22 protein-coding genes and 1 pseudogene are annotated in these 25,988 nt (G+C 67.3%); 6 read left to right on the top strand and 17 right to left on the bottom strand.

Translation table 11 applies throughout. From position 1 onward, the window contains the following. Window positions 1-24: 24 nt before the first annotated feature. Complete coding sequence (locus AB5J62_RS16900) at window positions 25-1,392, top strand: hypothetical protein (protein WP_370949171.1); 1,368 nt, start codon at window positions 25-27, stop codon at window positions 1,390-1,392. On the opposite strand, the gene AB5J62_RS16895 is transcribed toward AB5J62_RS16900, so the two are convergent. From AB5J62_RS16895 to AB5J62_RS16885, 3 genes are all read right to left on the bottom strand, one after another. Further along, window positions 1,377-1,868, bottom strand: a complete 492-nt coding sequence (locus tag AB5J62_RS16895; RefSeq protein WP_370949170.1) for a hypothetical protein — start codon at window positions 1,866-1,868, stop codon at window positions 1,377-1,379. The two genes, AB5J62_RS16900 and AB5J62_RS16895, sit on opposite strands and share 16 nt — an antisense overlap. 67 nt (window positions 1,869-1,935) lie before the next feature. Next, window positions 1,936-5,220 (bottom strand): NACHT domain-containing NTPase, encoded by a 3,285-nt coding sequence (locus AB5J62_RS16890; RefSeq protein ID WP_370949169.1) that lies wholly within the window; start codon window positions 5,218-5,220, stop codon window positions 1,936-1,938. A gap of 41 nt (window positions 5,221-5,261) precedes the next feature. Continuing rightward, complete coding sequence (locus AB5J62_RS16885; protein WP_370949168.1) at window positions 5,262-5,567, bottom strand: sporulation protein; 306 nt, start codon at window positions 5,565-5,567, stop codon at window positions 5,262-5,264. A gap of 55 nt (window positions 5,568-5,622) precedes the next feature. Between AB5J62_RS16885 and rnhA the strand changes: the two genes are divergently transcribed. Continuing rightward, window positions 5,623-6,075 carry a ribonuclease HI gene (gene rnhA / locus AB5J62_RS16880; RefSeq protein ID WP_370949167.1) on the top strand — a complete coding sequence of 151 codons (453 nt, stop codon included), beginning with the start codon at window positions 5,623-5,625 and terminating at the stop codon, window positions 6,073-6,075. Window position 6,076: 1 nt separating this feature from the next. Here rnhA and AB5J62_RS16875 read toward each other — a convergent pair whose 3' ends face one another. Then, complete coding sequence (locus AB5J62_RS16875) at window positions 6,077-6,622, bottom strand: EF-hand domain-containing protein (RefSeq protein WP_370949166.1); 546 nt, start codon at window positions 6,620-6,622, stop codon at window positions 6,077-6,079. A gap of 193 nt (window positions 6,623-6,815) precedes the next feature. Here AB5J62_RS16875 and AB5J62_RS16870 point away from each other — a divergent pair, with 193 nt between their 5' ends. Both AB5J62_RS16870 and AB5J62_RS16865 read left to right on the top strand, forming a co-directional pair. Continuing rightward, on the top strand, window positions 6,816-8,306 hold the full coding sequence (locus AB5J62_RS16870) for a glycoside hydrolase family 28 protein (RefSeq protein WP_370949165.1): 1,491 nt from the start codon (window positions 6,816-6,818) through the stop codon (window positions 8,304-8,306). 147 nt (window positions 8,307-8,453) lie between these two features. Next, complete coding sequence (locus AB5J62_RS16865; RefSeq protein WP_370949164.1) at window positions 8,454-9,659, top strand: SGNH/GDSL hydrolase family protein; 1,206 nt, start codon at window positions 8,454-8,456, stop codon at window positions 9,657-9,659. 39 nt (window positions 9,660-9,698) lie between these two features. Here the strand turns inward: AB5J62_RS16865 and AB5J62_RS16860 are convergent, their stop codons facing one another. After that, window positions 9,699-10,109, bottom strand: coding sequence for an Lsr2 family protein (locus AB5J62_RS16860; RefSeq protein ID WP_370949163.1), 411 nt, complete (start codon window positions 10,107-10,109; stop codon window positions 9,699-9,701). 152 nt (window positions 10,110-10,261) lie between these two features. Continuing rightward, window positions 10,262-11,197, bottom strand: a complete 936-nt coding sequence (locus AB5J62_RS16855; RefSeq protein WP_370949162.1) for a catalase — start codon at window positions 11,195-11,197, stop codon at window positions 10,262-10,264. Between the two features lie 240 nt (window positions 11,198-11,437). Between AB5J62_RS16855 and AB5J62_RS16850 the strand changes: the two genes are divergently transcribed. Together AB5J62_RS16850 and AB5J62_RS16845 are read left to right on the top strand one after the other, a co-directional pair. Next, window positions 11,438-11,863, top strand: coding sequence for a pyridoxamine 5'-phosphate oxidase (locus AB5J62_RS16850; RefSeq protein ID WP_370949161.1), 426 nt, complete (start codon window positions 11,438-11,440; stop codon window positions 11,861-11,863). Between the two features lie 482 nt (window positions 11,864-12,345). Next, window positions 12,346-13,577: pseudogene (locus AB5J62_RS16845) on the top strand (IS256 family transposase). Between the two features lie 256 nt (window positions 13,578-13,833). On the opposite strand, the gene AB5J62_RS16840 reads toward AB5J62_RS16845, so the two are convergent. From AB5J62_RS16840 to AB5J62_RS16790, 11 genes are all read right to left on the bottom strand, one after another. Further along, window positions 13,834-14,169: a hypothetical protein gene (locus AB5J62_RS16840; RefSeq protein ID WP_370949160.1), complete on the bottom strand. Its 336-nt coding sequence runs from the start codon at window positions 14,167-14,169 to the stop codon at window positions 13,834-13,836. Between the two features lie 51 nt (window positions 14,170-14,220). Next, complete coding sequence (locus AB5J62_RS16835) at window positions 14,221-14,610, bottom strand: hypothetical protein (RefSeq protein WP_370949159.1); 390 nt, start codon at window positions 14,608-14,610, stop codon at window positions 14,221-14,223. Window positions 14,611-14,691: 81 nt separating this feature from the next. Then, window positions 14,692-16,584 (bottom strand): AAA family ATPase, encoded by a 1,893-nt coding sequence (locus AB5J62_RS16830; protein WP_370949158.1) that lies wholly within the window; start codon window positions 16,582-16,584, stop codon window positions 14,692-14,694. Between the two features lie 31 nt (window positions 16,585-16,615). After that, window positions 16,616-17,845 (bottom strand): styrene monooxygenase/indole monooxygenase family protein, encoded by a 1,230-nt coding sequence (locus AB5J62_RS16825; protein WP_370949157.1) that lies wholly within the window; start codon window positions 17,843-17,845, stop codon window positions 16,616-16,618. A 7-nt stretch (window positions 17,846-17,852) separates the two neighbouring features. Beyond that, window positions 17,853-18,452: an ATP/GTP-binding protein gene (locus tag AB5J62_RS16820; RefSeq protein WP_370949156.1), complete on the bottom strand. Its 600-nt coding sequence runs from the start codon at window positions 18,450-18,452 to the stop codon at window positions 17,853-17,855. Then, a complete protein-coding gene (locus tag AB5J62_RS16815) occupies window positions 18,427-18,768 on the bottom strand; it encodes a DUF742 domain-containing protein (RefSeq protein ID WP_370950280.1) in 342 nt (113 codons plus the stop codon). Before AB5J62_RS16815 ends, AB5J62_RS16820 begins: the two co-directional genes overlap by 26 nt. A gap of 42 nt (window positions 18,769-18,810) precedes the next feature. Next, entirely contained in the window at window positions 18,811-19,239 is a 429-nt protein-coding gene (locus AB5J62_RS16810) for a roadblock/LC7 domain-containing protein (RefSeq protein ID WP_370949155.1), read from the bottom strand. Beyond that, window positions 19,236-20,399, bottom strand: a complete 1,164-nt coding sequence (locus AB5J62_RS16805) for a sensor histidine kinase (protein WP_370949154.1) — start codon at window positions 20,397-20,399, stop codon at window positions 19,236-19,238. The genes AB5J62_RS16810 and AB5J62_RS16805 overlap by 4 nt, the downstream gene beginning before the upstream one ends. 204 nt (window positions 20,400-20,603) lie before the next feature. Further along, window positions 20,604-22,232 carry an acyl-CoA dehydrogenase family protein gene (locus AB5J62_RS16800; protein ID WP_370949153.1) on the bottom strand — a complete coding sequence of 543 codons (1,629 nt, stop codon included), beginning with the start codon at window positions 22,230-22,232 and terminating at the stop codon, window positions 20,604-20,606. Then, window positions 22,229-22,825, bottom strand: coding sequence for a TetR family transcriptional regulator (locus tag AB5J62_RS16795; RefSeq protein WP_370949152.1), 597 nt, complete (start codon window positions 22,823-22,825; stop codon window positions 22,229-22,231). The genes AB5J62_RS16800 and AB5J62_RS16795 overlap by 4 nt, the downstream gene beginning before the upstream one ends. Window positions 22,826-23,009: 184 nt before the next feature. After that, window positions 23,010-25,871, bottom strand: a complete 2,862-nt coding sequence (locus AB5J62_RS16790; protein WP_370949151.1) for a helix-turn-helix domain-containing protein — start codon at window positions 25,869-25,871, stop codon at window positions 23,010-23,012. Between the last annotated feature and the right edge of the window lie 117 nt (window positions 25,872-25,988).

Here is a 25,988-nt window from a genome sequence, read left to right as displayed (position 1 = left end):
GCTCACCGTAACGAAAGCGATGCCATGAAACGAGCAGGAACCTTGTTCACGGCACTGGTGCTCGCCGCCGGTCTGACCGCAGGCCCCGCGAGCGCGGACACGCCGTTCGCGTCGGCCGTCTTCAAGGCGACGCACAACAGCTACTCCGGCGGCGCCAAGAACTCCATCACCTACCAGCTCGACCACGGCGTCCGGTTCCTCGAGTACGACATCCACGACAATCTTTACGGCTCGACCGGCGACTACGCGCTCGGCCACAGCGGGCCGGGCAACGAGGTCGACCACGCGGGCAATCCCGCGTCGAACAACCTGCGCGACTGGCTCGCGGTCGTGTCGAACTGGTCGAACGCGCATCGCACGCACGCGCCGCTGGTCGTGATGCTCGACCTCAAGGACGACCTGACCGACAACCCGTCGTACGCGGCGGGCAACCTGACCGCGCTCAACCAGGAGCTCAAGAGCGCGTTCGGCTCGAAACTGCTGCTGGCCAAGGATTATCCCGGCAATCTGCCGTCAGTGGACACGTTGCGCGGGCGCGTGATCAGCCTGCTTTCGGGTGACGGCAAGAGCCGCGCCGAGTACCGCCGCGACCTCGGCTACAACCCGGCGGTGGCGGTCAACGGCCGCGGCCAGGTCGTCGAAGTGCACGACTCCGGCGGCGGCTCGCTCTGGTACTGGACGGGGACGCTCGGCGCCGACAACCGGGTGACTTGGCTCAGGCACGGCAGGTACGACAGCGGGCAGACCCCCGCGGTCGCGCTGCGCGACGACGGCACGCTCGTCGAGGTGCACCAGTCACAGAGCGCGAGCACGCTCTGGTATCACGTCGGCAAGCTCGGCGCGGACGGCGAGATCACCTGGTCGCCGAGTCATCAGTACGACAGCGGCGTGCTGCCGACCGTCGTGTTCACCGGCTCGACGCTGCGCGAGATCCACAAAAGCCAGAGCAGCAGCCAAAACTGGGAATGGCGCGGCACGCTCAGCGGCCAGACGGTCACCTGGACCGGCAACGCGAAGACCTCCGACGCCCGCTACCCGAAGTCGGTTTCGGGCCCGGTGAGCGTCTGGACCGGCGCGGACGGCGCCACGCCCGCCCAGACGCTCCGGTACTCGGCCACGGGCGTGACCGGGGACCGCATCCGTTATCAGCAGACCGCCTTCGACGAATACCAGGAAGGCGACAGCGCGGAACTCAAGCAGGGCGCGCTGTTCTACGCCGCTCCGGCGTCCAGCTCCTCGTTCATCGTGGCGGCCCGCCAAGCCGGGCGTGCCGTGCGGAGCTGGGACTTCGACGACCCGTCCCGCGCGACCAGCCCGCTCGCCAACTATCCGGCGACCAACCATCCGTGGGACGGCTGGTACCAGTCACTGCTGGCTCAAGCGGCCGAGTAACCGCCGCCGGTCGCCGGCGCCCCCTGCGGCTTGACGACCACCTGCGGCTTGGGCTTCGGCTTCGGCGCGGGCGGCTTCGGCTTGGCCGTGGTGGGCGTCGGCGTGCCGGTCGGTGTCGGCTCGGACGTGCCCTTGACCGTGAAGCTCCTCGACGTCTTCTTGCCGTTGGTGCAGGTGAACGACGCGACGTACTTGCCCGGCTTCTTCACGGCCGTGCCGTAGCCCGCGTACGTGCCGAAGTTGCCCCCGATCGTCCACTTGAGCGGCTCGGCGAGACCGGGTGAGGTCACCGGCCCGTTCGGCGTGCAACCGCCATTCGCGTTCTGGGTCTTGGCGAACACCTGCCCACCCGGTTCGACCTCGGACGTGATGTACCACGACACGTCGTCCGAGGCGTGCGCGGGCAGCACGCCGACCCCCGCGGCCATGGCCGCGACCGCTGCGGCCACCAGACCGCGTTTGACTGGAAAAGACATGAGTATCCCCTTTCAGCGTCCCCTCGCTGATCACCTGCACGCCGGGGCGGCGCTGGAGGTTGCCTCGCTAGAGCAACTCTTTGTCGTCGAGGACTGAGAGGCGCTTGAGGAGGTCGGGGCGGTGAGCGAGGGACTCGCCTCGCTCGGGCCACCGGAGGAGACTGGCCTGCTCGCGCAGCTTCTCGGGGAACTGTGCGTGCGGGATGCCCTTCTCGGCCAAGACACACCAAGTTTCGGCGATCTGCTCAACCCTCAGTTCGTTCTGCTCCATCAACACACCCAGCGATTCGAGCACAACCTCGTACTGCGCGACTCTCGAAAACAACCGCAAGAGAAGTGAAAGGTTACCCGGACCAACAGGTGGCGCAAAAGCGCCCGCGAGGTCGCGAAGTTGTTCCACAATGAACTCAGAGTAGATGACTTCGTCGTTCACCAACATCTGTAAGACCTGCGAAGCGAACCTTTCCTCAAAGTGTCCCCGGGTAAATCTGACGAACGATACAATTCGCGCGTAGACCTCATGCCTTTTACTTCGCGAGGCACCCGCGCCATGAAAAGAAAACGCGGCGAACATGTCTGCTGCGACAAATTCAAAACCCCGGCCACCCTCATTGACGAACGTGAGGAAGTCCTCAAGCAGGGCGCCCGCTTCAACCAGTGCGCCGGCAACGATGTCGACACTGACATCACAAATGAATGCTGCCGACTGAAAGAAGGGGTTCGACCCAAGCGTACCGGCGACAATGTAGTCCCTGAAGCTACCCTTCGCGTACGGCCAGCCGAAATTCGAGTACGTCAGCGCGTTACTGCTCTCCTTTCGGACGCTGAGACGAACCAAGCGCTCACCGCGATCATTGACATCCCGCGATATCACGCACCTACTGGACAAACTGAGCCATTCGTCCGAGGTGAGCTGCGACTGCCAGAACTGCGCATCGCGTCGCCATTCCTCCGCGCCGCGCGAAGCATGCGGGTAGAGTTCGTCCGAGGTGACCGACGAGCCGATCGCGACCACGAGCAGCAGGAGATTTGCGCCATAGGTGGCGAGCCGCTGCGTCGGCGTTTTCGCCGCCGGACCATAGGACCGATAGGTCACATTGGCCTCGGGTTGGTGGAGGTCATGGAAGGCCGCCAGCACCGCTCCGCGCATTTTCCCACGTTGCTCATCCGAAAGGGTGGCAACGTACTCGTCGAGGAAATCCATGGTGTTGGCGCGCACCGAAAGAACCGACCAGGACAGAAACGCCCTCAGCTTCGCGTCGTCGATCCGCTGCTGACCCGAGAAGAAACTCGAGTCTCCTCGCCCGGCGCGGTCGATCATGTCCACAAGGCACTGCCAGGCCAACCGGACGACCAAGTACTCACCGAAGGTCGCATGCAGGAACTCGTAGGTTCCGATCTCGACTTCGTCCAGCGAGGTCTTCGCGCGATGCACGAAGAAGAACCGGCCGAGCGCGTCCTTCGCGGGCCCGGCCAGCCGCCGGTGCCCGGCTGTCACGTTCTGCCGCGCGGGCGGTGTGAGCTGCAGTGCGGTCAGATCCTCGGCGAGCTGCTCGTCGGTGATCCATTGAGCGCCGCGATTGAACATCCCGAACGCGATGACCGAGAGCAACAGCAGCTCGCGTTCGATCTCGTCCGCACCGGCGTCACTGTCGTGTTTGGACACCTCGCGGCGCGCGAATCGCCGCAGCAGCCGTTCGTACAGTTCGGTCTGGCTGAGACTCCCCGCCGAGTCGCGCAGCGCGCCGCCTTCAGCGTCGTACACGGCCAGCATGAGCAGGAGCAGCGGCTGCGAAGCAAGATCGAGATGACGCTCGATGACGTCGAGGTCGAGCGGCCCATGCCCTGCGCTGACCAGGTGGTCACGGTTGACACTGTTCCATTCGTCGAGCCACCGCTCCACTTGCCCGAGATCGAACGGATCAAGCCGTACCACGGCCGTCCGGCCGGGAAGCCGCATGCGGTCAGCGACCGTCACCCGGCTGGTGACGATCACCGCGACGTGCCGTCCCTGCGTCGCTTCGATCTCCTGGAACCGTTTGACCCGCACGAGGTAGTCCGACTTGCTCACGCCGGTCGCCTGAAGCAGCTCGTCGAAGCCGTCGAGCATGACCACCAGCACCGAGTCCCCGGCCGCCCTGGCGAAGTCCGGCCAGGACACCGACTCGTGGGTGGCGAGGCGGACGGCCTGCTCGATCTGCTCGTGGATCTCCGCGTCCGCGGGGACGTCACGCAGCGGGACCCGAACGGTCACGTAGTCCGGTGACGGCAACGAAGCCGCCTGCACTTGGGTGAGCAGCGACTTCCCAGCGCCAGGGTGCCCGAGAATCACCAGCGGATTGAGCAAAGCCCACGGCGTGGCCAGATAGCCGAGCAGGAACTCACTGAACTTCTTCCGCGACTCCACGTGGTACCAGAAGTCTTCGCTGTTGATCGAGTTCTGAAGATCGGCCTCCACCAACCGGAAGTGCGGGTCGATGTAGGCCTGTTCGACCTTGGGTGCGTCGAGCCCGTCCGGCAACTCGTCGACGTTGATCAGCTTTCGGTCCAGGATCGCGCGGTTGACCCGGACCACCGCTTGCAGCGCGGGCGGCACCTGCTCGACCGGTGCCGCCCTGTCGAGCAGCAGCCGCACGGCTTCGCCGAGGCGCGCGAGACCGTCCCTGGTCATCTGGTGACCGGCCAGATTCAGCCAGATCGCGAACTCGGGGCAGTCGGTCGCGGCCCGCTGCATCAAGACATCGAAGCGCCGGACGGCATCCAGCGGAACGACTCGGCCGACGACGTCGAGGGTCCGTACCCGCTGCGTTTCGTCCAGCTCGTCCCAGATGCTCAAGCCTTCGACGAACCCGCGAAACCGATCGCCCAGCGTCTTGTAGCAATTCTCGAGTTCCGCTTGGACACGCTTGCTGTCCGCGTGTACCCCCAGCAGCGGTAGTTCCGTATCGAGAATCGCGGACGTGACCTCCGAGAGTGAGCCGTGCTCGGTCCCAGATCCGGCCAGGCCCATCGCGTCCTTGCGCGAAATCCGGGCGTCACCGAGCCGAAACGGCAGGTCAGCGTGCTCCAAAGCTTCGAAGAACGCCGTCACCATGAGCACACCACGTGCCGCGTGCAATCGCTGGATCCGGTCGAACTGCGTCAGCTTGCGCCGCTTGTCGATGCCGTGCGTGACCAGCTCGTCGGCCAGCTTCGTCAGCTCGCTCTTGGCGTCGAAGATCGACAGCAGATCCGGCACGAACGGAGTGGCCCCCAGCAGCAGTCCGCCGAAGAGCTTGTCCAGCGCCTGCACCACCGGGCTGTTCCCGGCACCCAGGATCTTGACCGCGTCCTGGTACGTCAATCGCGCCACGTGTCCTCCCCAAAACAAGACAGCCGATTGTGCCAGGCGGACTACGACTTCCGGCGCAGGTGCAGGTACGCGATCGCCACGACGGCGCCGAACACCGTCCGCACGATCCGCGTCACGTCGACCGCGGGCACCCAGGTCACGCAGCCGTCCTTGATCACGAACGCGCCCACCGGACGGCCGGCCGCGCCGAATCCGCCGCCTTCGCCCTCGTCTGCGGCTTGGCGGCCCTGTCCGCCGCCTCCGCCGCCGAGGACGCTGGCGGCGGGGATGACGACGACGCCGTCGCGCTCGATCGGGTCGGCGTACACCCGCTGCACGGTGATGGCGTCACGGATCGTGCTGATCATGTCGTTGAGTTTCACCCCGCCCACGAAACCACACGGCGGCCGTTAGGGTGGCGCGGTGAGCGAGCAAGTGGTCGAGATCTTCACCGACGGGGCGTGTGTGCCGAATCCGGGGCCGGGTGGCTGGGGCGCGGTGCTGCGGTACGGGACCGTCGAGAAGGAACTGTGCGGCGGGGAAGCAGGCGAGACGACGAACAACCGGATGGAGCTGACCGCGCCGATCGAGGCGTTGGAAAGTCTCACTCGTCCGGTCACTGTGCGGTTGTACACCGACAGCACCTACGTCCGTAACGGGATCATGAGCTGGGTCGCCAAGTGGAAGACCAATGGCTGGCAGACCTCGGCGCGGCAGCCGGTGAAGAACGCGGACCTGTGGCGGCGCCTCGAGGAGGCCGCGGCTCGGCATGAGGTCGAGTGGCACTGGGTGAAGGGGCACGCCGGGCATCCGGAGAACGAGCGTGCCGACCGGCTGGCCGCGAAAGGGCTCGAAGAGGCGACCGGGAAACGCTAGCTCAGGCGTTTCCGAGCATATTCGAACCGGCGTCCTCGGCAATGGTCGCCATGAATATCCCCTGAACGGCGGCACGCCATTCGGCGGAGGTGATCCGGCCGTCGCCGTCGGTGTCGATCTGGGCGAACGCGGCCGCCGCGACTTCGCCGCCGATGCCGACACTGGTGTAGATCGCGGTCATCTCCTCGTGGCTGAGCGAGCCGTCGCCGTCGGTGTCGACCGCGGTGAACAGCGCGTCCGCCACGCAGGTCACCGCGTCGAGATAGTCCGTGGTGTGCAACAGACCCCGGTCGACGGCCGCCAGGTACTCCGCCTTGCTGACCCGGCCGTCCCCGTCGCCGTCGGCGTCCTCGCGGATCTGCTCCCACCAGTTGAGGTAGCCGTCGCGGACGGCTTGGCCGTATATCGATCCGGCAGGCCGATCGATTCCGGAGAGCACCGATTCCGAAATATTTTCGAAATCATCCTGATCGAGCGCGCCGTCCCGGGTGACGTCGAGTACGTCGAATGCGGTGCTCAGGTTGGCGATCTGCAGTTCGGTCAGCATCAGACCAAACTATCGGCGTCAGCCACGCACTGTATGTAGCCCGATCGAGCTGCGTGTTTCCACCCGCCAGAGTGCCGTCATTCGGCTGTTGACGTGAGCTGGAACACCCTCTTAGGGTTCCGAAGCGAAACCGCTTTCAGTGCATCTTCGAGCTCCGCCGCCTCGACGCCGCACCCCCTAGTGAAGGAAGATGATGAAGCGTCGACCGACCGGAGCATTGTTCACCGTGCTCTCATTCACCGCGGCACTCGCCGCGATCACCCCAGCCGGGGTCGCCCACGCGGCGTCCTTCAACGTCAAGGACTTCGGCGCGAAGGGCAACGGCACCACCGTCGACTCCCCCGCCTTCGACAAGGCCATCACCGCGGCCAGTGCCGCCGGCGGCGGCATCGTCGAGGTCCCGTCCGGCACCTACCTGGCGCGCACCATCCACCTGAAGAGCAACATCACCATCAACCTGCAGGCGGGTTCGAAGATCATCGCCTCCGGCAGCGGGATGGACGCGCCGGAGTCCAACCCCAACGACAAGTACCAGGACTTCGGCCACAGCCACTTCAACAACGCGCTGCTGCGCGGCGCCGGCGTGGAGAACGTGTCGTTCACCGGCTCCGGGGTCATCGACGGCAACAACAAGATCGAGACCGGTGAGGACATCAAGGCGGGCATCGCCGACAAGATGCTCTCGCTGACGCTGTGCAAGAACATCAGCATCAGCGGCATCACGCTGCGTCAGGCCGGGCACTTCGCGATCATCACCAACGGCTGCGACGGGATGAAGATCGACAAGCTGAAGGTCGACACCGGCGACGACCGTGACGGCATCAACTTCATCAACAGCTCGAACATCGAGATGTCGAACTCGACCGTCGTCGCCAGCGACGACGCGGTCGCGTTCAAGAGCGACTACGCGCTGGGCAAGACGTTCGTGTCCGAGAACAACATCGTGCGCGACACCTCGATCACCTCGACCGAGAACAACGCGGTGCAGTTCGGCTCGGAGACCTGCGGCAGCTTCCGCAACATCCAGTTCAAGAACCTCACCATCGGCGGCGCGTCGAAGGCGGGCCTCGGCATCGTGTCGATGGACGGCGCGACCATCGAGAAGATCAGCTACGAGAACATCAAGCTGACCAAGACCGGTTCGCCGATCTTCCTGCACATCGGCAACCGCGGCCGCTGCCCAGGGAAGCCAGGTCCAGGCAAGATCCGTGACATCTCCTTCAAGAACGTCACCGGCACCAACCTGACCGCGCCGAAGGACATCCCCGGCGACCCCGACTACGCCAGCACCATCTCCGGGCGCACGGACTCCCCCACCGAGAACGTCACCTTCGAGTCGGTCAAGCTGACCGTCCCCGGCGGCCACCCCGCGTCCGAGGCGAGCGCGAACCCGCCCGAGGTCTCCGACGCCTACCCGCCGCGCATCTTCGGCAAGCGCCCGTCGTACGGCTTCTGGATCCGCCACGCCAAGGCGATCGGCTTCGTCGACAGCGTCTTCGAGTTCGACAAGACCGACGGCCGCCCGGCCATCCTGACCAACGACGTGGCTGGCGTGTTCGTCAGCGGCACCAAGGTCGAGCGCAGTGGCGGCAGCTACGACATCACGTGGCAGAAGAGCAGCGCGCAGCAGGTGAGCGACAGCACGACCACCGGCGGTCAGGCTCTGCGCATCCGCACCCAGTAGGTCCGTCGTGAGTGGTACGGCCGGTTCTAACCGGCCGTACCACTCACGACCCCGGGGCCAGACAAGGACCGGACAGAACCGAACGCAGGGGTTGAGCAGTCACCTTTTCCTCTTATAGTCGGGTTGTTGCCGACTGCGGGAGGTTTCGTGCGCAAGATCCGCGTTGTCGCTTTAGGAGTGTCCGCCGCCGTGGTGTTCACCGCCGCGCAGGCGAGCGCGCAGTTCCCGGCGCCACCCGATCCCGGCGCCTGGGTGGGCACCTGGGGTGCTTCGGCGGCGGGGCCGGTGCCGGGCACGGACAACGGGTACCCGAACTTCTCGATCCGCAACGTGGTCCATACCAGCGTGGGTGGCCGGTCCGCACGCGTGACGCTGTCCAACGCGTTCGGCAACGCGCCGCTGGTGGTCGGGCACAGCTCGGTCGCCGTCTCCGCGAAAGCCGGGACCGCGGACGCGAAACCGGGCTCGGTCAAGGAACTTACCTTCGGCAAGCGCGCCAGCGTGACGATCCCCGCGGGCGCCGAGGTGCAGAGTGACAGCGTCGACCTGGCGATTCCCGCCGACTCCGACCTGCTGGTCACCACTTATGTGCCGACGCCCTCCGGGCCGGTGACGTATCACCCGGCCGCGAGCCAGACGTCGTTCTTCACCCGCGACGGCGATCACGCGCTGGACACCGCGGGCGCCGCCTACACCGAGACCACGGCCGTCTGGCACTACGTGACCGGCGTGGACGTGCGCGGCTCCGGCGCGCGGGGCTCGGTGGTCACCTTGGGCGATTCGATCACCGACGGGGTCGGTTCGACCGGGAGCACCAATCGGCGCTGGCCCGATTATCTGGCCGACCGGACCAAAACCTTCGGCGTCGTGAACTCGGGAATCTCGGCGAACCGGCTGCTGCTCGGCGGCCCCGGTGGCGCAGGGCGCAACGCACTGGCTCGGTTCAACGACGATGTGCTCACTAAAACGTCCGTTCGCACACTCATCGTGTTAGAGGGAATCAACGACATCCAGCAGGATCCGCATCAAACCGATCCGGCGGCGATCACGGCCGCTTATGAACAGCTCGTGGCCCGTGCGCACGCGCATGGAATCAAGGTGCTGGGGGGCACGCTCACCCCGTTCAAAGGGTGGCGGGTGTACGACGAAACGCTGGAAGCGACCCGGCTGGCGGTGAACAAGTTCATCCGCACGAGCGGGGTGTTCGACGGCGTGGTCGATTTCGACGCGGCGATCAGGGACCCACAGGATCCGCTCAAGATGCGGGCGCAGTTCGATTCCGGCGATCATCTGCACCCCGGTGACGCGGGTTACCGCGCCATGGCCGAAGCCGTCGACCTGGCACGTTTGTAACGTGCCAGCTCGACGGCTCCCAGGCGGTTACTGCGGTTACTACTTGGCCGAAGCCTTCTTGCGGGTGGCACGCTTGCGCGGGGCCTTGTCGTCACCGGCGTCGGCGACGGCCGTCTGGGCGGCCTCGTAGGCGTCGACGATCTCGGCGGCGAGCCTGCCGCGGTCGGAGACCTCGTAGCCGTTGGACTGCGCCCATTCCCGGATCTGACGGGAGCGCTCGCGGTCGGTGCCGCCGCTCGCCGCCGACTGACCGGTGGCCAGGCGCAGCTTGCGCCCGCCGGTCCGCGTTCCGGCGGAGATGAAACGAGCGAGCTCGTCGCGCAGGTGCGAAGCGTTCTCGTCGGACAGGTCGATCTCGTAGGAAACGCCGTCCAGGCTGAAGGGAACAGTCTGGGTGGCGATCTCACCGTCGATGTCGTCGACCATTTCGACGACAACTTTTTGCGCCATGAAGCGCTCTCCTCATTACTCGAATGTGCGGTACATGCGTACGGTAACCGATCCGCCGTGCGGATGTGTAAGCCGCGCCGGTTTTGGTGCGAATCGAGACTCGAAAAGGCCGCGAATCCCGTCTTGAACGCTGTTCTAATACGCCGGAAAACCTACCCGAGCCGCCGTTCGGCCGACACCGAGTACGCATGTGGGCGGAAAGCGAGCACCGTGTCATCGGATGCTTCCACACCGGGCGCGAGCCGCATCGGGTCGTAAACCTGCCGTTCCCAAGCCGCTGATTCCGGGGAAAGCCCGATGATCCGGATCTCGCCGGCGGGCAGCAGCGGCCGGTGTTCCGGCCACGCGATCGACGGATCGTGGGTGGCGTCACCGGGCTCGGCCAGCTGCACGGCCAACGTGAACGACACCGGCCCAGCCTGCAATCGCCGCTCGAGCTCGGCGTTCAGGAACTGCTTGTCCAGCGACGCGCCGTACGCCGCGTCGAGATCCACCTCACCCAGCTGCGGGACGATCCGGTAGCGGAACGCCTGCCGCTCACCGGCGTCGTTCACGAAGATGAACGCGTGCAGCCCGTCGAACCGGGTGGTCGCGAAGCTCGCGGGTGCCTTGCGGGACACGAAGGCCTTGATGCCCGCGTGGCTCTCCTTGTGGTCGATCAGGAAGCTCGCGAACTTACGGCCGGTGGTCAGCTTCGCCTTGAGAGTGTCCTCTGTGGATCCGGCGAGCGCCTCGACGAGTTCGATGAACCCCTCCGGCGTGCTGCTCGGGAACACCCGGAAGTTGGCGGCCACCAGGTCGTGGATGCCCTTGCCATCGGCCAGGAACTTCACGGCCATACCACGGATGCCCCTGGTCCGGTCGTCCGAATCGTACTGCGGCGAACCGTTGGAGAACCGCACGACGAGGTCGGTCTCCTCGGTGAGGTGCCGTGCGTTGGTGAGCTGGCCGATCTGTCCACTGGGGACGAACTTGGCGTCGTAGTTGGCGCCGCGCGCGTGCAGGCGGCGGTCGTGGGGACGTGGGTGGGCCGCGGCCTCGATCCGATCGATGGCCTGGGTGGCGGTCATACCGTCCGGTGTGGTCACGCGGGCATCGTATAGCGAATCGTGAGTGTTCCCGGCTGTCCGAGCCGCCGGGAACACTCACAAGTGTCACGTCGGGTGGCCGAACGAAAAGGGTCTGCGGCGTGGCGGCCTTACCGCCTTTTAGCGGAATGCGCCACAACCGTTTACCAAGTCCGGGTGGCCGGAATGTCTGGTGCGTGACCGGTGTTGTCCCGGTCATAGGGCATTCAACTGGCTCCACTGAGGGGAAGCGAGACGCACATGTCTTTCGTCATGACCGCCGAGGAACGCGAGGAGTTTCTCAGCGGGGTGCACGTCGGGGTGCTGGCCATCGAGCGCGACGGCCGCGCGCCGCTGACCGTCCCGGTCTGGTACGACTACGAACCGGGTGGCGAGGTCCTGATCTGGATGGATCGGGGCTCGCAGAAGGACAAGGCGATCCGCACGGCAGGCCGGTTCAGCCTGCTCGCGCAGTCGGAGAGCTGGCCGTACAAGTACGTGACCGCGGAAGGCCCGGTCACGGCCAACGACGGCGGGCCGACCCGTGAAGAAGCCGACCGCATCGCGGGCCGCTACCTGCCGGAAGCCGACGCGAAGGCCTACGTGGACGGCGCGCTCGGCGAGGGTTCGCTGCTGGTGCGCATGCGCCCGGCGAAATGGCTGAGCAACGACCAAAGCAAGTCCTGACCGACCAGGGTCGTGAGTGGTACGGCCGGTTAGAACCGGCCGTACCACTCACGACTCCCGTCCTCGCCTGGCCAGATCGAAGGTCCACAAAGGACACGAACCGCACCCTCACGCGCCAATTTGTCCCTTTTACCTGGTTCTGCCGCGTCGTTGAACGTTGCGAAAGTGGCGTTCGTGTCGCTCAGCGTAACGAAAGTGGCGTTCGTGCGGATCGACACCCGCAGAAGCACGGCTTGACCCAGGAGGCCCGTCCCTAACTGCCTTTGAAGGGAAGGGCAAGTGTGGCGTGCTGGACTTCGGAGCGAGGGGACCCCTGGGTGCGACATACGCACCCAGGGGTCCCCTCACATCAGGGGCGTGTCACGCCAACTGTGTAGGTCGGGGGTGTACCAAGATCGACCGGCCTGGTGGGCGGTCGGAAGGGACACCGAGTGACGCAGAACACATCGCCTCGTCGCAGTGACGAGGCGGCGGCGCGGCAGCTGGCGGAGACGTTCTCGCCGGAGACGATCGACGCGCTGCTGAAGGACGCCAAAGCGGCCGGAACGCCGATCGACGGCGTCAACGGCTTGCTGAATCAAATGACCAAAGCGGTCCTCGAGCGGGCGCTGCAGGCCGAGATGACCGACCATTTAGGCTATGACGCCGCGACCCCTCCGGTCGCGGTTCCGGCAATTCCCGAAATGGGAAGTCGACCAAGACGGTGTCGACGATGAACGGTCCGGTCGATATCGAGGTTCCGCGTGACCGGAACGGGTCTTTTGAACCCGCGATCGTGCCGAAGCGATCTCGTCGGATCGGCAACATCGACGACATGATCCTGTCACTGTACTCCCGGGGCATGACCACCCGCGACATCGAAGCGCATTTGCTGGAAGTTTATGGCGTGAATGCCTCCCGGGAATTGATATCGAACGTGACCGATGTCGTGGTCGACGAGATCAAAGCGTGGCAATCACGTCCGCTCGACGAGGTGTATCCGATCCTGTATGTGGATGGAATCCGGATCCGCGTCAAAGACAACGGCGTGGTGACCACCAAAGTCGCCTACCTGGCCATCGGTGTCGACGTGGACGGCCGCAAGCACGCTCTCGGCTGCTGGATCCAGGACACCGAGGCCGCGAAGTTCTGGCAGAAGGTCGTCACCGACCTGCGCAACCGTGGCGTCAAAGACATCCTCATCGCCTGCTGCGACGGCCTGACCGGTCTTCCCGACGCGATCAAAGTGATCTTTCCTGACACGGTCGTGCAGACCTGCGTGGTCCACGTCATCCGCAACGCCTCGAAATTCGTGTCCTACAACGACCGCAAAAAGATCGCCACATCGATGCGCGAGATCTACTGCGCCCCCACCGTCGAAGGCGCCGAACTCGCCCTGGCCGAATTCGACAAGAAATGGGGGCAACAATATCCAGGAGCCATCGACGTGTGGCATAACGCCTGGAATGACCTCATCCCGTTCCTTGACTACCCGCCGGAACTCCGCAAAATCGTCTACACCACCAATGCTATCGAATCCATCAACTTCCAACTCCGCAAAATCACCAAGAACCGCGGACACTTCCCCGACAAAGACGCAGCCATGAAACTTCTCTACCTCGGACTCCGCAACATCTCCAGTCAACGCGGCGGAACATCCGGAACGGGAACACACGGCTGGAAAGTCGCACTCAACACCCTAGCCCGCCTCTTCCCAGGAAGGCTCCCTTTCTGATAACCTGAAAAACGTAAGTAATCACCTCTGACTTACACAGAAATCGTGACAGGCTCCACATCAGCCCTGACACCCGAAACACTCACGACCCCTGTGGAGTAAACGGGCTTTACCCCACACCAAAATCCTCGGGTATCCGCGAGTGGTAACTCTGCTCCGCTAGATGCAGCAGAGCTACCACTCGCACACCCCGTCGCCCCGATACCCGACGAGTCCGCAACCGCGGCCGACACGCCAATAGAACCGGCCGTACCACTCACGACTCCCGGACGGTCTTGTTGATCAGGTCGCCCGCAGCGTCGAGGCAGGGTTCGCAGATGACCGACTCCAGCTCCGGGCAGGACACGCGGGCCAGCGGTCGGCGGAAGCCGAGGAAGGTCAGCCGTTCGTGGCGGCCACAGTGGTCGCAGGTCGCTTCGGCGTCCGGGAGCAGGCGGAGCAGCGTGGTGTCGCCCGCGCTGGTGCGTGCCTCGCCGTCGCGGACGATGGCCAGGCCGGCTTCGACGCAGGCCGCGCAGATCGGGCCGGGCGCGCGGTGCTGCCCTGGGGTCTCGTCGCGTCCGCAGAATCGGCAACGGCCGGTCGTCAGCATCAGGCCAGGTTAGCCCAGCGGGGATCGCGTCCCCGCCGGGCTCGGCCGGACCTAGAACTCGCCGTCCGTGCGCAGCTGGAGGCGGACGTTGGTGTTGGCGGTGCCGTTGTTGGTCACGCAGGCCACGTAGTAGCCGGGGCCGGGGAAGTTGCCGTAACTCGACCGCAGCTCGGCGGCGAACGCCGTCACCAGGCCCGGTGAGCCGACGATCGTGACGCCGTTGCGCTGCAGCTTGAACTTGGCGCCCTGGCCGGTGGCCGAGCCGTCGACGCGGACCTGGTAGCCGGCGTACTGCTGGACGCAGATCTGCTGGCCCGGAGTGAGCGTGCCGCCGTAGAACTGGTTGGCCGAGGCGGAACCGGCGCCGGCCAGCAGTGCCAGCGCGACCGCGCCGCCCGCGGCAGCGACGGTGCCGATGCGGGTGATTGTCTTGTGCGCCATGGTCTTTCTCCTTTTCGAAGTGGTTGATCGATGGGAGAAAGGTACGGTCGGGAACTGGTCACCCACGAGACCGTTCCACGCTCAGTCTTGGCCCAGTTCCGCCCGCAACAGCTCAGTCAGCCGGGTGACGCCCGCCGTCAGATGCCTGCGGTAGGTGCTGGTCGGCAGGTCGAGCAGCTCGGCGGCGCGTGCCTGGGACTCGGCGGGCACCAGGTACGTGTGGTGGACCGCGCGGAAGCCGCGCCGGTCCTTCGGCGCGGCCTCCATTTTCGCGGCCGCCGCGCGGATCGTGTCCGCGAGCACGCGCGCACGCTCGCGCGGTGTCTTCCCCGGGAACGCCAGTGGTGACTCGGCCAGCCGGTCGGCTCTGGTGAAGTCGCGCAGCGCCTGCTTGACCGCGGCCGCGAACTCGCCTTCGGACAGCGCCGTCGTCTCCGGCGCCAACTCGCGGTCAGCCATCAGCGCCATCCAGGCCATCGGCGGCACCTCGCGCCAGTCGTGCGCGAACATGCCGAACTCGGCGCCCTCCGGCACCGGATGGAAGTCGGTGTACCGGAACGCCGACGCCCAGAAATCGGGATCCGCGCAGGTCACGTACGACCTCGCCAGCTCGGGCGTGGCCAGGTAGAGCCGGATCAGCACCACGGTGATGTAGGTGACGACGGCCGAGACCCGCTGGTGCCCATCCGCCGACATCCAATGCCGGACCAGCAGCACCTTGCCTTCGCGCATCCTGGGCAGCACGGCGGGGTCGGCACGCAGGTCGGCCTCGGAGGCGGCGTCCAAGGCGGGCGCGACGATCAAGCCGACCGCCGCGTCCGCGTCCCTGATCACCGTGACCGACGACGGCTGGCTCGCGTACCAGCGGCTCGCGACGGCCGCGGAAGCGTCGCCCTCGTGCTCGGCGATGATCGCGGCCAGCGACGGCCACTCCCCCGGTCTCGGCGGACCGCTCGACAGCTCGGGGCCGACATCGGCCAGAAACGGTCCCAGGATCGGGTTTTCCCGGTAGAGGAACGCGAAATCGAGCAGCGACGCGCGCTGAGTGGCCGCGTCGGCGTCCGCGAACTGCTGCTGGTAATACGCCCGCGCACGGCCACGGATACGTTGGTACGCCTCGGGATTACGCCAGCGCAGTTCGGTGGCCAAAGTCTCGCGCACGAAATCATGGGGAAACAGCCCGCGCGGCGCGTAGTCCATGATGGACAGACCGCGCAGCCAGTCGAACAGCTCACGCGCGTTGCGCAGGCCGAGCATCGCCGCCAGCAACGGCTCGGTCGTCACCAGCACCTGCGCGCTCGCCTCCAGCGCCGCGCGGTGCTCTGGCGTCGGCACCGTCCCGATGAGACTGTGCAGCAGCACCCGGAGCACCTCGGGGGTGGCCGTGGTCTCCGGCAGCCCGTCCGACTGCGCGGACACGTCGGCCAGCAGCGCCAGCGCGAGCGGATGGCCGTGGGTGAACGCCAGCGCCCTGCCGTGCAGTGTGTCGGGCACCCCGCGCATCCGCAGCAGCTCGACGCCGTGCGAGCGGTCCAGGTTCGCCAGCCGGATCGAGCGGACCATGCTGAGCCAGCCGGGATCGGTGCGGAACACCACCGGCGGCGGTTCGCGCCCGCCGAGCACCACGACCGCGTCTTCGGCGAGCACCGGGAACAGCTCGTCGCGCAGCCAGCGCTCGACCGGCACGATCAGCTCGGCGTTGTCGACGATCAGCACGACATGGTCGTCGTCGACGTCGGGCAGTTCGAGCTCGCGGCCGTCCAGCCGCACCACCCGCCGCCCGAGTTCCTCGGCGAGCCAGCCGAACTGCCGCAGCAGTGTCGACTTGCCAACGCCGCCGGGCCCGTGCACGAACACCACGGAACCCGGCGAGCCCGGCGTCACCAAGGACCGGAACAGCGCGAGTTCCGCCTCGCGGCCGACGAAGGCCCGTCGACGCGCGGCGGCCAGCCGATCACCCAGTTTCGCCCGCATATCCGCAAGGTCGACCGGGACGGGCCAGGTGTTACCCGAAGGTCGCCAGGTACGCGGCCGTCTTGTCCGGGTCCATGAACCAGTGCTGGAAGTCCGTCGGGTCCGAGAAACCGTTCACGAACCGCTTGGCCACATCGGGAATTTGCGACGCGGCGCCGAGGATCTGCTGAACGTGCGGTGGCGGCGGCTGCAGCAGCGCGTTCGTCCAGTTCGTCACGTGCTGGGCGTAGGACCAGTACGAGTCGAACGTGGCGCGCATCCACGGCTCGTCGAACGGCCGGTCACCCTGGCCGAGAATCGAGTCCAAATAGGACGCCGCGCACTTGGCCGCGTTGTTGGAACCCTGGCCGGTGATCGGGTCGTTCGCGACGACCACGTCCGCCATGCCGAGCACCAGGCCGCCCGACGGCAGCGTCCCGACGGGGTTGCGCACCACCGGGGTGTAGCCGCCGGCGAGCGTCGCGTTCGCGTCGGTCAGCTCGGCGTCGCGGATGCGCTCGTACTCCCACGGCAGGAACTGCTTGGCCAGCGACTTGATGCGGTCGAGGTGTTCCTGCGGGCCGGGCCGGTCGGCGAAGACGTCCAGCGGACCGCCGGGAACGCCCTCGAAGAACAGGATGTCGCAGTTCCCGCTCAGCGTGTACGCGGGGATCATGAACAGCTCGCCGACACCGGGGATGATGTTGAACCGCACCGCCGCCTTGTCCGGATGCTCCGGCCGCGGCGCCACACCGTGCGCGTACGCCAGCGAAAGCGCGCGCTGCGGCGACGTGTACGGCGAAAGCTCCGGGATGCGGTCGAACAGCTGGACCAGCTCGCCCTTGCCTGCCGCGACGACGACCAGGTCGTACAGCTTGGCCAGCGCGTTGAGGTCCGAGGTCGCGACGCCGTGGATGACGAGGTTGCCGCCGCGCTCCTCGAACAGCTCCAGCCAGCCCGCCATCTTCACCCGCTGGTCGACCGACTGCGCGTAGTCGTCCAGCTCGCAGAACCAGTCCAGCGCCCGGGTGCTGTCCGGCGCGGCGATCGAGACGCCGAGTCCCTCGACCTTGACCGTCTCCTCTTCCCAGAGGTTCAGCTTGTGGTCCCGCTCGTGCTGCAGCGAGTTGGCGAACATGCACTGCGTCGACATGACCCGCCCCGCCCGGATCTCCTCCGGGGTGCGCGCCGACATCACCGTGACGTCGTAGGAGTGCTCCAGCAGGCTCAACGCCAGCTGCAATCCCGACTGCCCGGCTCCGACGATCAGTACCCTGCGCATGCTCCTCCTAGGTCATTGCCAGTTCGGGACCGGAAAGCACCGCGAGCGAAAGCGTGTGCGACACCAGGTGCTGCAACGTCGCCACCGCCGAGGCGCGGTTGCGGGCGTCGCAGGTGATCAGCGGGATGTCCGGCGAGAGCGCGAGCGCGGCACGGACCTCGTCGAGGTCGTACTCCGGCTGGCCCTCGAACTGGTTGACCGCCACGATGAACGGCAGTTCCGAGTCGTTCTCGAAGTAGTTGATCGCCGCGAACGACTGGTCGATCCGGCTGGTGTCGACCAGCACGATCGCGCCGAGCGCGCCACGCGAGAGGTCGTCCCACAGGAACCAGAAGCGGGCCTGGCCGGGCGTGCCGAACAGGTACAGCAGCAGATCGTCGTGCAGGGTGATCCGGCCGAAGTCCATCGCGACGGTGGTCGTGGTCTTGGTGCCGTTCGGCGGCACCTCGTCGATGTCCGCGCCTGCCTCGGTCATCCACGCTTCGGTGTTGAGCGGCGGCACCTCGGAGACCGAACCGACGAGCGTCGTCTTGCCGACCCCGAACCCGCCGGCCACGACGATCTTCGCCGAGATCGTCACATCAGACGGGGAGGCGCTTGAGCCCATCGAGGATCCTCTCAAGGACGTTCGTGTCGTTTTGGAACGCCGAAGCGGTGGGGTGGATGAAGATCGCGCCCTGGATGGCGAGGTCGGACAGCAGCACCCGGACGACGCCGAGCGGCAGGTCGAGCTCGACCGAGAGCTCGGCGACCGAGGCCTGCCTGCGCGCGCCCTCGTACAGCCCGCGCGACTCCGGCATGAGCGAGTCGGCGAGCGACGGGTCGTACTGCGGCACCGAGATCAGCGTCTCGACCAGCAGCTGATGCCGCGTCTTGGTCCGGCCGCCGGTGAGCGCGTACGCGCGGATCCGCCTGCTCCGCATGCGGAAGGGGACGTCATCGCTGGACACGGGAATCACTTTTCCTTAAGCCTGCGGGCGACGGGCGGTGAGCACTCGCCTCAGGTCCGCGCGCACCTCGGGGGTCAGCGCGTGCCCGGCGTTGGTGACGAACTGGGTCATCTCGTAGGCGACGACCTTCATGTCGCATTCGGGCCCGGTCAGCACCGCGAGCCCGGCGCCCGCGCCGATGCCCATGAACAGGAAGTACCCGTGCGTGAGCCGGATGATGATCTGCTCGCACGCGCCCTTGCCGAACAACGCGGCACTGCTGCCCGCGAGGCTGAGCAGGCCGCTGGCGATGGCCGCGAGCTGCTCGGCGTCGTCGGGTTCGACCGACTCCGACGCGGTCAGCGGGAAGCCGTCCGACGACATGATGAGCGCGTGGCTCACGCCGTGCACCTTGCGCACGAAATCATTGAGCAGCCAGGCGAAATCGGTATGCGCGACCGTCACCGTGTGTTTCCTTCTCCATCGATCTCGGTCCGTGCCGCCTGCTCGCCCTCGCTGAACGCGCCCAGGTCCGCGAGCAGCTGGTCGTGCCCGTTGACGCCCTGCGCCGCGGGCGCGGGCTCGTCCGGCAACGTCCTGATGCTGCGGGAGACCCGGCGCGGCAGGCCGCTCGCGGTGATGCCGCCTTCCGACGGCGACGCCGGCCTGGGATGCGGGGTCGGCTTGGGCTTCGGCGCCTTGGGCGGCGCCGTGGCGACCGGTGTGCGGCGCGGCATCGGCTCCGCGCGCCTGGCCTGCGCGAACACGACGGTCTGCGAGCCGGACCAGACGCTCTCCGGCAGCTCGGCCATCAGCCCGGCGGGCAGCATCACCGTGGCGACGGTGCCGTTGGGCGTGCGGCGGTCGAGCCTGACCTTCATGCCGTGCCTGCCCGCGAGCCTGCCGACGACCGCGATTCCCATGTGCCGCACCGATTCGTCGTCCAGCACCGGCGCGCCGTTGAGACGGGCGTTGAGGTCGTCGATGCGCTCGTCGGGAAGGCCGATGCCCTCGTCCTCGATGCGCAGCAGCACACTGCCCTGCTCGGTGAGGTGCGCGCTGACGCTGACCGCGGTGTTCGGCGCGGACTGGTTGGCCGCGTTGTCGAACAGCTCCGCGAGCACCCGGCTCAGGTCCTCCGACGCGAACCCGACCACGCCGAGCTGGACGACCCGGCCGATCGTGACGCGGGAGTAGTGGTCGATCGACGACATCGCCGCGCGCATCACGTCGACCAGCGAGGTCGGCGCGGGCGCGGGCTCGCCGGCGTCACGCCCGGCGAGCACCCGGAGGTTCTCGGCGTTGCGGCGCAGGCGGGTCGCGAGGTGGTCGAGCTTGTACAGCTCGGAAAGGCGATCTTGGTTCTGTTCGCCCGCTTCCATCTGCTCGAGCTGCGCGAGGAGCGCGTCGACCAGGTTCAAGTCACGCAGCGCGACGCTGGAACAGATTCCGGCGAGCACGCCATCGGATTCCTGCTGCTTGACCGGCGGCGCCGCCTCGATGGCCCGCGGCGGTGCTTCGGGGCCGTGCTTCGGGGGCGCGGTGAGGAAGGTGGCGGCGGCCACCCGCGAACGGTCCAGCAAGACCCGTGAGCGATCCAGCAACTCCCGAGCCCGTAAGGCCATGTGGCGTACTTCTTTCTTATCGCGTAGGCGTCCCGTTGAGCGGTCACAGTTCTGCAACGCGCGTTATGCAAGCAGAATCGAATACGCGCTGTCTACAACCAGCCGCCGATCAGTCGCTCAATGTGACACCGACACACTGCCTTCGCAGCTGGTGAGAACCTCGCACTGCTCTATTCGGGCGAACTTGTTCCTGTGACGAGGGTCTCAACCGCGCGTAGCCGAGCGCGTGAGGATCGCCTCGGTGTCGACGCCGGACGGCAAAGTCCCGAAGGCGATACCCCAGTCGCCGTCGAGCCTCGACGCGCAGAACGCGTCGGCGACCGCGGGGTGCCCGTGCCGGTGCAGCAGGGAACCCTGCAGCACCAACGCCATCGACTCGACGATGCGCCGCGCGCGGTACTCGATGTCCTCGAAGTCGCTGAGCTGCTTGCGCAACCCGGCGACGGCTTCGTCGAGCCTCGGGTCGGCGCCGGCGGCCAGCTCGACCTCGCCGAAGAACGCCTCGACGGACTCGGGCTGTTTCGCCATGGCACGCAAGGAATCGAGCGCCGCGACGTTGCCGGAGCCTTCCCAGATCGACGGCAGCGGCGACTCGCGGTACAGCCTCGGCATCCCGGACTCTTCGACGTAACCGTTGCCGCCCAGGCATTCCAGCGCCTCGGCCGCGTGCGCGGGCGCGCGCTTGCACACCCAGTACTTGCTCACCGCGAGCCCGAGACGGCGGAACAGCGACTCGGACTCGTCCCCCGCCATCGCGCGGTCGGTGGCGCCGGCGAGCCGCATGGCGACCACGGTCGCGGCTTCGGCCTCGACCGCGAGGTCCGCGAGCACGTTGCGCATCAACGGCTGATCGATCAGTTTCGCGCCGAACGCGCTGCGGTGCGTCGCGTGATGCTGCGCCTGCGCGACCCCGATCCGCATACCCGCGGCCGACGAGACCGCGCAGTCGAGCCGGGTCAGGTTGACCATCTGGATGATCGTCGGCACACCCCGGCCCTCTTCGCCGACCAGCCAGCCGTGCGCGCCCTCGTACTCGATCTCCGACGACGCGTTGGACCGGTTGCCGAGCTTGTCCTTCAAGCGCTGCAAGCGAATCGCGTTGCGCGTGCCGTCCGGCAGCACACGCGGGACGAAGAAGCACGACAGCCCGCCCGGCGCCTGCGCGAGCGTGAGGAAGAGATCGGACATCGGCGCGGACGTGAACCACTTGTGCCCGGTCAGCACGTACGAGCCGTCGCCGGCGGGCTTTGCCGTGGTCGTGTTGGCGCGGACGTCCGAACCGCCCTGCTTCTCGGTCATCGACATGCCCGCGATTAGGCCCTTTTTGGTGCTGGGCACCCGTAAGCCGTAGTCGTAGACCGGCGAGGACAGCAGCGGCTCGTACGTCTTCGCGAGTTCGGGATTGGCTCGCAGCGCAGGAACGGCCGCGTACGTCATCGAGATCGGGCAGAGGTGACCGGCGTCGGTTTGGCCCCACACAAAGAGTTTCGCCGCCCTGGCGACGTGCGCGCCCACCCGGTTCTCACGCCAAGGCGCGGCGTGGACACCGTTTTCGACGGCGACCTTCATCAGGTCGTGCCAGTGCGGATGGAACTCGACCTCGTCGATCCGGTGCCCGTAGCGGTCGTGCGTGTGCAGGATCGGATGGTTGCGCTCGACGAGCCGCGCCCACTCCTGCGCCTCCTCACCGCCGGCGAGCTTGCCGAGTTCGCGCAGCTCGGGTTCGGCCCAGCCGGCGCCCTCGCGCTCGAGTCCTTCGAGCAGCGGCGCGTACGCGGCGACGTCGTGGTCGCGCAGCGGCGGGACCTGGTTGGTGACCTCGTGCGTGCTCATACGGAGCCTCCCAGTGCTCGGAGCGTGAACTGGACCAGCGCGGGCACGGTGTCCGGGCTCGCCGCGCCGTCGACCAACGGTCCGACGAGCGCCTCGGCACCGGCGCCGACCAGCGCGGCGGCGGTCAGTTGCGGATCTTGTGGCGGCAGAACGCCTTCCTCGACGGCTTCGGCGATGCGCTCGGCGAACACGTCACGGAACGCACGCCGGAAGATCAGCCGTTCCTCGTCGACGGCCGGATCGACGGGCTCGGCGAGCAGCGCGTACGCGAGCCGCGGCGCCTTCAAGGCACGCCCGGCGAACGTCTCGATGACCGCCACCACGCGTTCGACGAGTTCGCCTTCCTGCGATGCCTCGACGACCGCGGCGACCTCGCGGGCGCAGACGGTCCGGAACAGCTCGACGGCCAGCTCGGCCTTGTTCTCGAAGTGCTGATACATGCTGCCGGTCGCGATACCGGCCTTCGCCGCGACGGCCGCCATCGAACACCCGGCGTAGCCCTGCTCGGCCAGCAGCTCGATGGCGGCGTTGAGCACGCTCGCGCGCTGGGCGTCCATCCTGGCCTGCACGGCAGGCGTCCTCCGGTACGGCACCCAAGAAGTGAAGCATTGATTCAGCGCTTCACACAACCCCTCGTGAGCGTTCCGGCCGGTTCTAACCGGCCGCAACGCTCACGACCCCTTGCCCTCGCCAGGCCAGATCGTGAACGCCTCGCTCACAACCCTGAGCGTTGCGAACGAGGCGTTCACAACCTTCAGGGCGGGCCGCGCCAGGGGTTCAGCAGGGGCGGGCGTAGTCCACGCCGGGGAAGTAGCGCTCCCACTGCTCTTGGGTGATCGGCGTGTGGACGTGCTCGCAGGCGTGGTCGATGGCCTGCTGGAAGTCGGTGTCCAGCAGCCGGGTCGTGTTGTCCCAGCTGCCCGTGGCCAGCGTGCGGCCGTCCGGGCTGAACACCGCCGAGCTGACCGCGTCGGTGTGGCTGGTCAGCGTGACCATGCCGACCGGGTGCCGTGGATCGGCGACGTCCCACAGTTTCACGGCGCGGTCGTCGCCGGCGGAGACCAGCGTCCGCCCGTCGGGACTGAACGACACCGCGTAGATCCCGTCCGCGTGCCCGGTGAGCGTGGCCAGTGAAACCGGGTGACGGGGGTCGCTGACGTCCCACATGCGCACGGTCTGATCGTCGCCGGCGGTGGCCAGCACGCGTCCGGTCGGGCTGAACGCCGCCGTCGCGATGACCTGGGTGTGCCCGGTGATCGCGGCCACCTTGACCGGGTGGCGGCGGTCGGCGACGTCCCACAGCCACACGATCTGGTCCTTGCCCGCCGCGGCGACGAGGTTCCCGTCGGCGCTGAACACCACCTTCAGCAGCGAATCGAGCGAGTCGGTGAGCACGGACGTCTCGGTCGGATGGCGAGGATCGGTGAGGTCCCACAGCCGCAGGGTGTGGTCGACGCTCGCGGTGGCCAGCGCGCGGCCGTCGGGGCTGAAGGCCACCGATTGGACGGCTTCGGTGTGCCCGCTGATCGTCGCGAGCTCCACCGGGTGGGCGACGTCGGTGACGTCCCACAGCCGGATGGAGCGGTCGTAGCTGCCGGAGGCCAGGGTGCGGCCGTCCGGGCTGTACGCCACCGAGTTGATCTCCGCGGTGTGGCCGGGCAGCGTGGTGATCGCCGCCGGATGCCGCGGGTCCGAGACCTCCCACAGCCGCACGGTGTGGTCGTCGTCGCCGGTGGCCAGCGTGTGCCGGTCGGGGCTGAACGCCACCGACAGCACCTCGCTCGGGTGGGTCACCACCGAGAGCGGCACGGTGCTGAGCAGGCTCTCGCGGGTACGGGTGGTCGGCGCCATCTTGTGCGCGGCCAGGCTGAGCTGGACCGCCAGGTCGGGGTCGCCCGGATAGAGCGTGACGGCCTCGCTCGCCACGATCTGCGCGCGGGCGGCGTTGCGCTCGTCCGTGGCGGTCCGCTGCGCGCGCACCGCGAAGATCGTCGCGGTGACCGCGACCAGCGAGACGACGCTGAGCAGCGCGACCAGCTGGCGCAGCCGCCTGCTGGTCTTGATCTCGACGGTCCGGCTGGCGTGCAGGAACTTGCGCTCGCGGGCGGTCAGCGCGGTGTCGTTGCGGGTCGCCCAGTCCAGCGCCCTGGTCAGCCGGGTGCCGCGGTACAGCGCGCCGGTGTCGCCGCCGAGCGACTCCCAGGTGTCGGTGGCGTCGGTGAGCTGGCGGTGCAGCCGCAGGCCTTCGCGGTCGTCGTCGAGCCAGCCACGCAACCGTGGCCAGTGCCGGATGAGCGCTTCATGCGCCACTTCGACGTATTCGTGGTCGAGGGTGACCAGCCGGGCCCGCGCGAGACGGTCGACGACCGCGCTGGTGTCCTCGTCGGTGCCGAGCTCGCGCCGCGAGACCCGCCTGCGCGTGTCCGGTGCGCCGTCGCCGGGCGCGGTCAGCCGCAGGAAGAGATGGCGGACGGCAGTCTGCCGCGCTGGGCTGAGTCCGGTGTAGACCTCCTCGGCAGTGCGTGACACCGCGTGCTGGATACCGCCGGTCTTGTCGTAGCCGGCCAGCGTCAGCGTCATCCCGCTGCGGCCGCGCCAAGTCTGCAGCAACGCGTGCGACAGCAGCGGCAGCACGCCGGGGTGCCCGGTGGCTTCGGCGACCAGCCTGGTCACCAGCGCCGTCTCGACCGCGCAGTCCGCCGCGGCGGCGGGCCGGGTGATGGCTTCGCGAAGTTCGTCGGGGCTCATCGGCCCGAGCAGGACCTGGGCGTCGCTCAGCGCGGCGACCAGCGACGGGTGCCGCCCGCAGTGCCCGTAGAAGTCGGCGCGGACGCCCAGCACCACGCGGGTGCGGCTGGTCGCGGCGGTGGCGGCCAGCACCAGCGCGTCGATGAACCATTCCCGTTCGGCGGAATCCTCGCAGAGGGAAAAGACTTCTTCGAACTGGTCGACGACGAGCAGCAACTCGGCCCCGTCGCCCCGTTCGGCCATCGCCTGCCGGATGCGCAAATGCAGGTTCTCGGGATCCAGCGCCAGCTCGGCGCGCAGTTCCGGAACGGATTCGCCGACGAGTTCGGCGAGCCGCACCGCGCATTCTTCGATCGGGTGCGCGCCGGGGGTGAACACCAGCACGCGCTGATTCATGGGATCTTTGCGCATCCGGGTGACCAGACCGGCGCGCAGCACCGACGACTTGCCGACGCCGGAAGCGCCGAACACGCCGACGAACCGTTGTTCGCGTACCCGTTTCACCACATCGGCGATGACGGTTTCGCGGCCGAAGAACCGGTCCGCGTCGTCGACGTCGAAACACGCCAGCCCGGCGTACGGGGCCACCGAGCCCGCGACATCGGCCGGCTGTCCCGGTGGCGGGGACAATTCCGCTGAAACGGCGCGCCAGCGCGTTTCCCATTCACCGCGGTCGCCGTCGCAGGCGTCGACAAAAGCCAGCGTGACCGCCAGACTGGGCAGCTTACGGCCCGCGGCCGCTTCGGACAGTGAGGCGGCCGAGTAGTGCGCACGGGAACTGAGCTGCCGATAGGTCGGTTTACCCGCCTTCTCCCGCAGCCGTCTCAGATCCTCCGCGAACCACGCCAGCGCGCTGTCATCGCCCTCGATCGGGCGCTCAGGCCGTGGCACTTCAATCCCCTTTCCCGGCCGATCATTGTTCAGACTCTGTTGATCAACGTCCAGCCCTCGGCGCTGAACAACACATCTGAAGTAGACAAGACCCTGTTCGCCGGTCCGTTCGCTCTT

Source organism: Amycolatopsis sp. cg5 (assembly GCF_041346955.1).
GTDB lineage: Bacteria > Actinomycetota > Actinomycetes > Mycobacteriales > Pseudonocardiaceae > Amycolatopsis.
The sequence above is the reverse complement of the archived record's forward strand: the minus strand, read 5'-3'. Positions and strand labels throughout refer to the sequence as shown.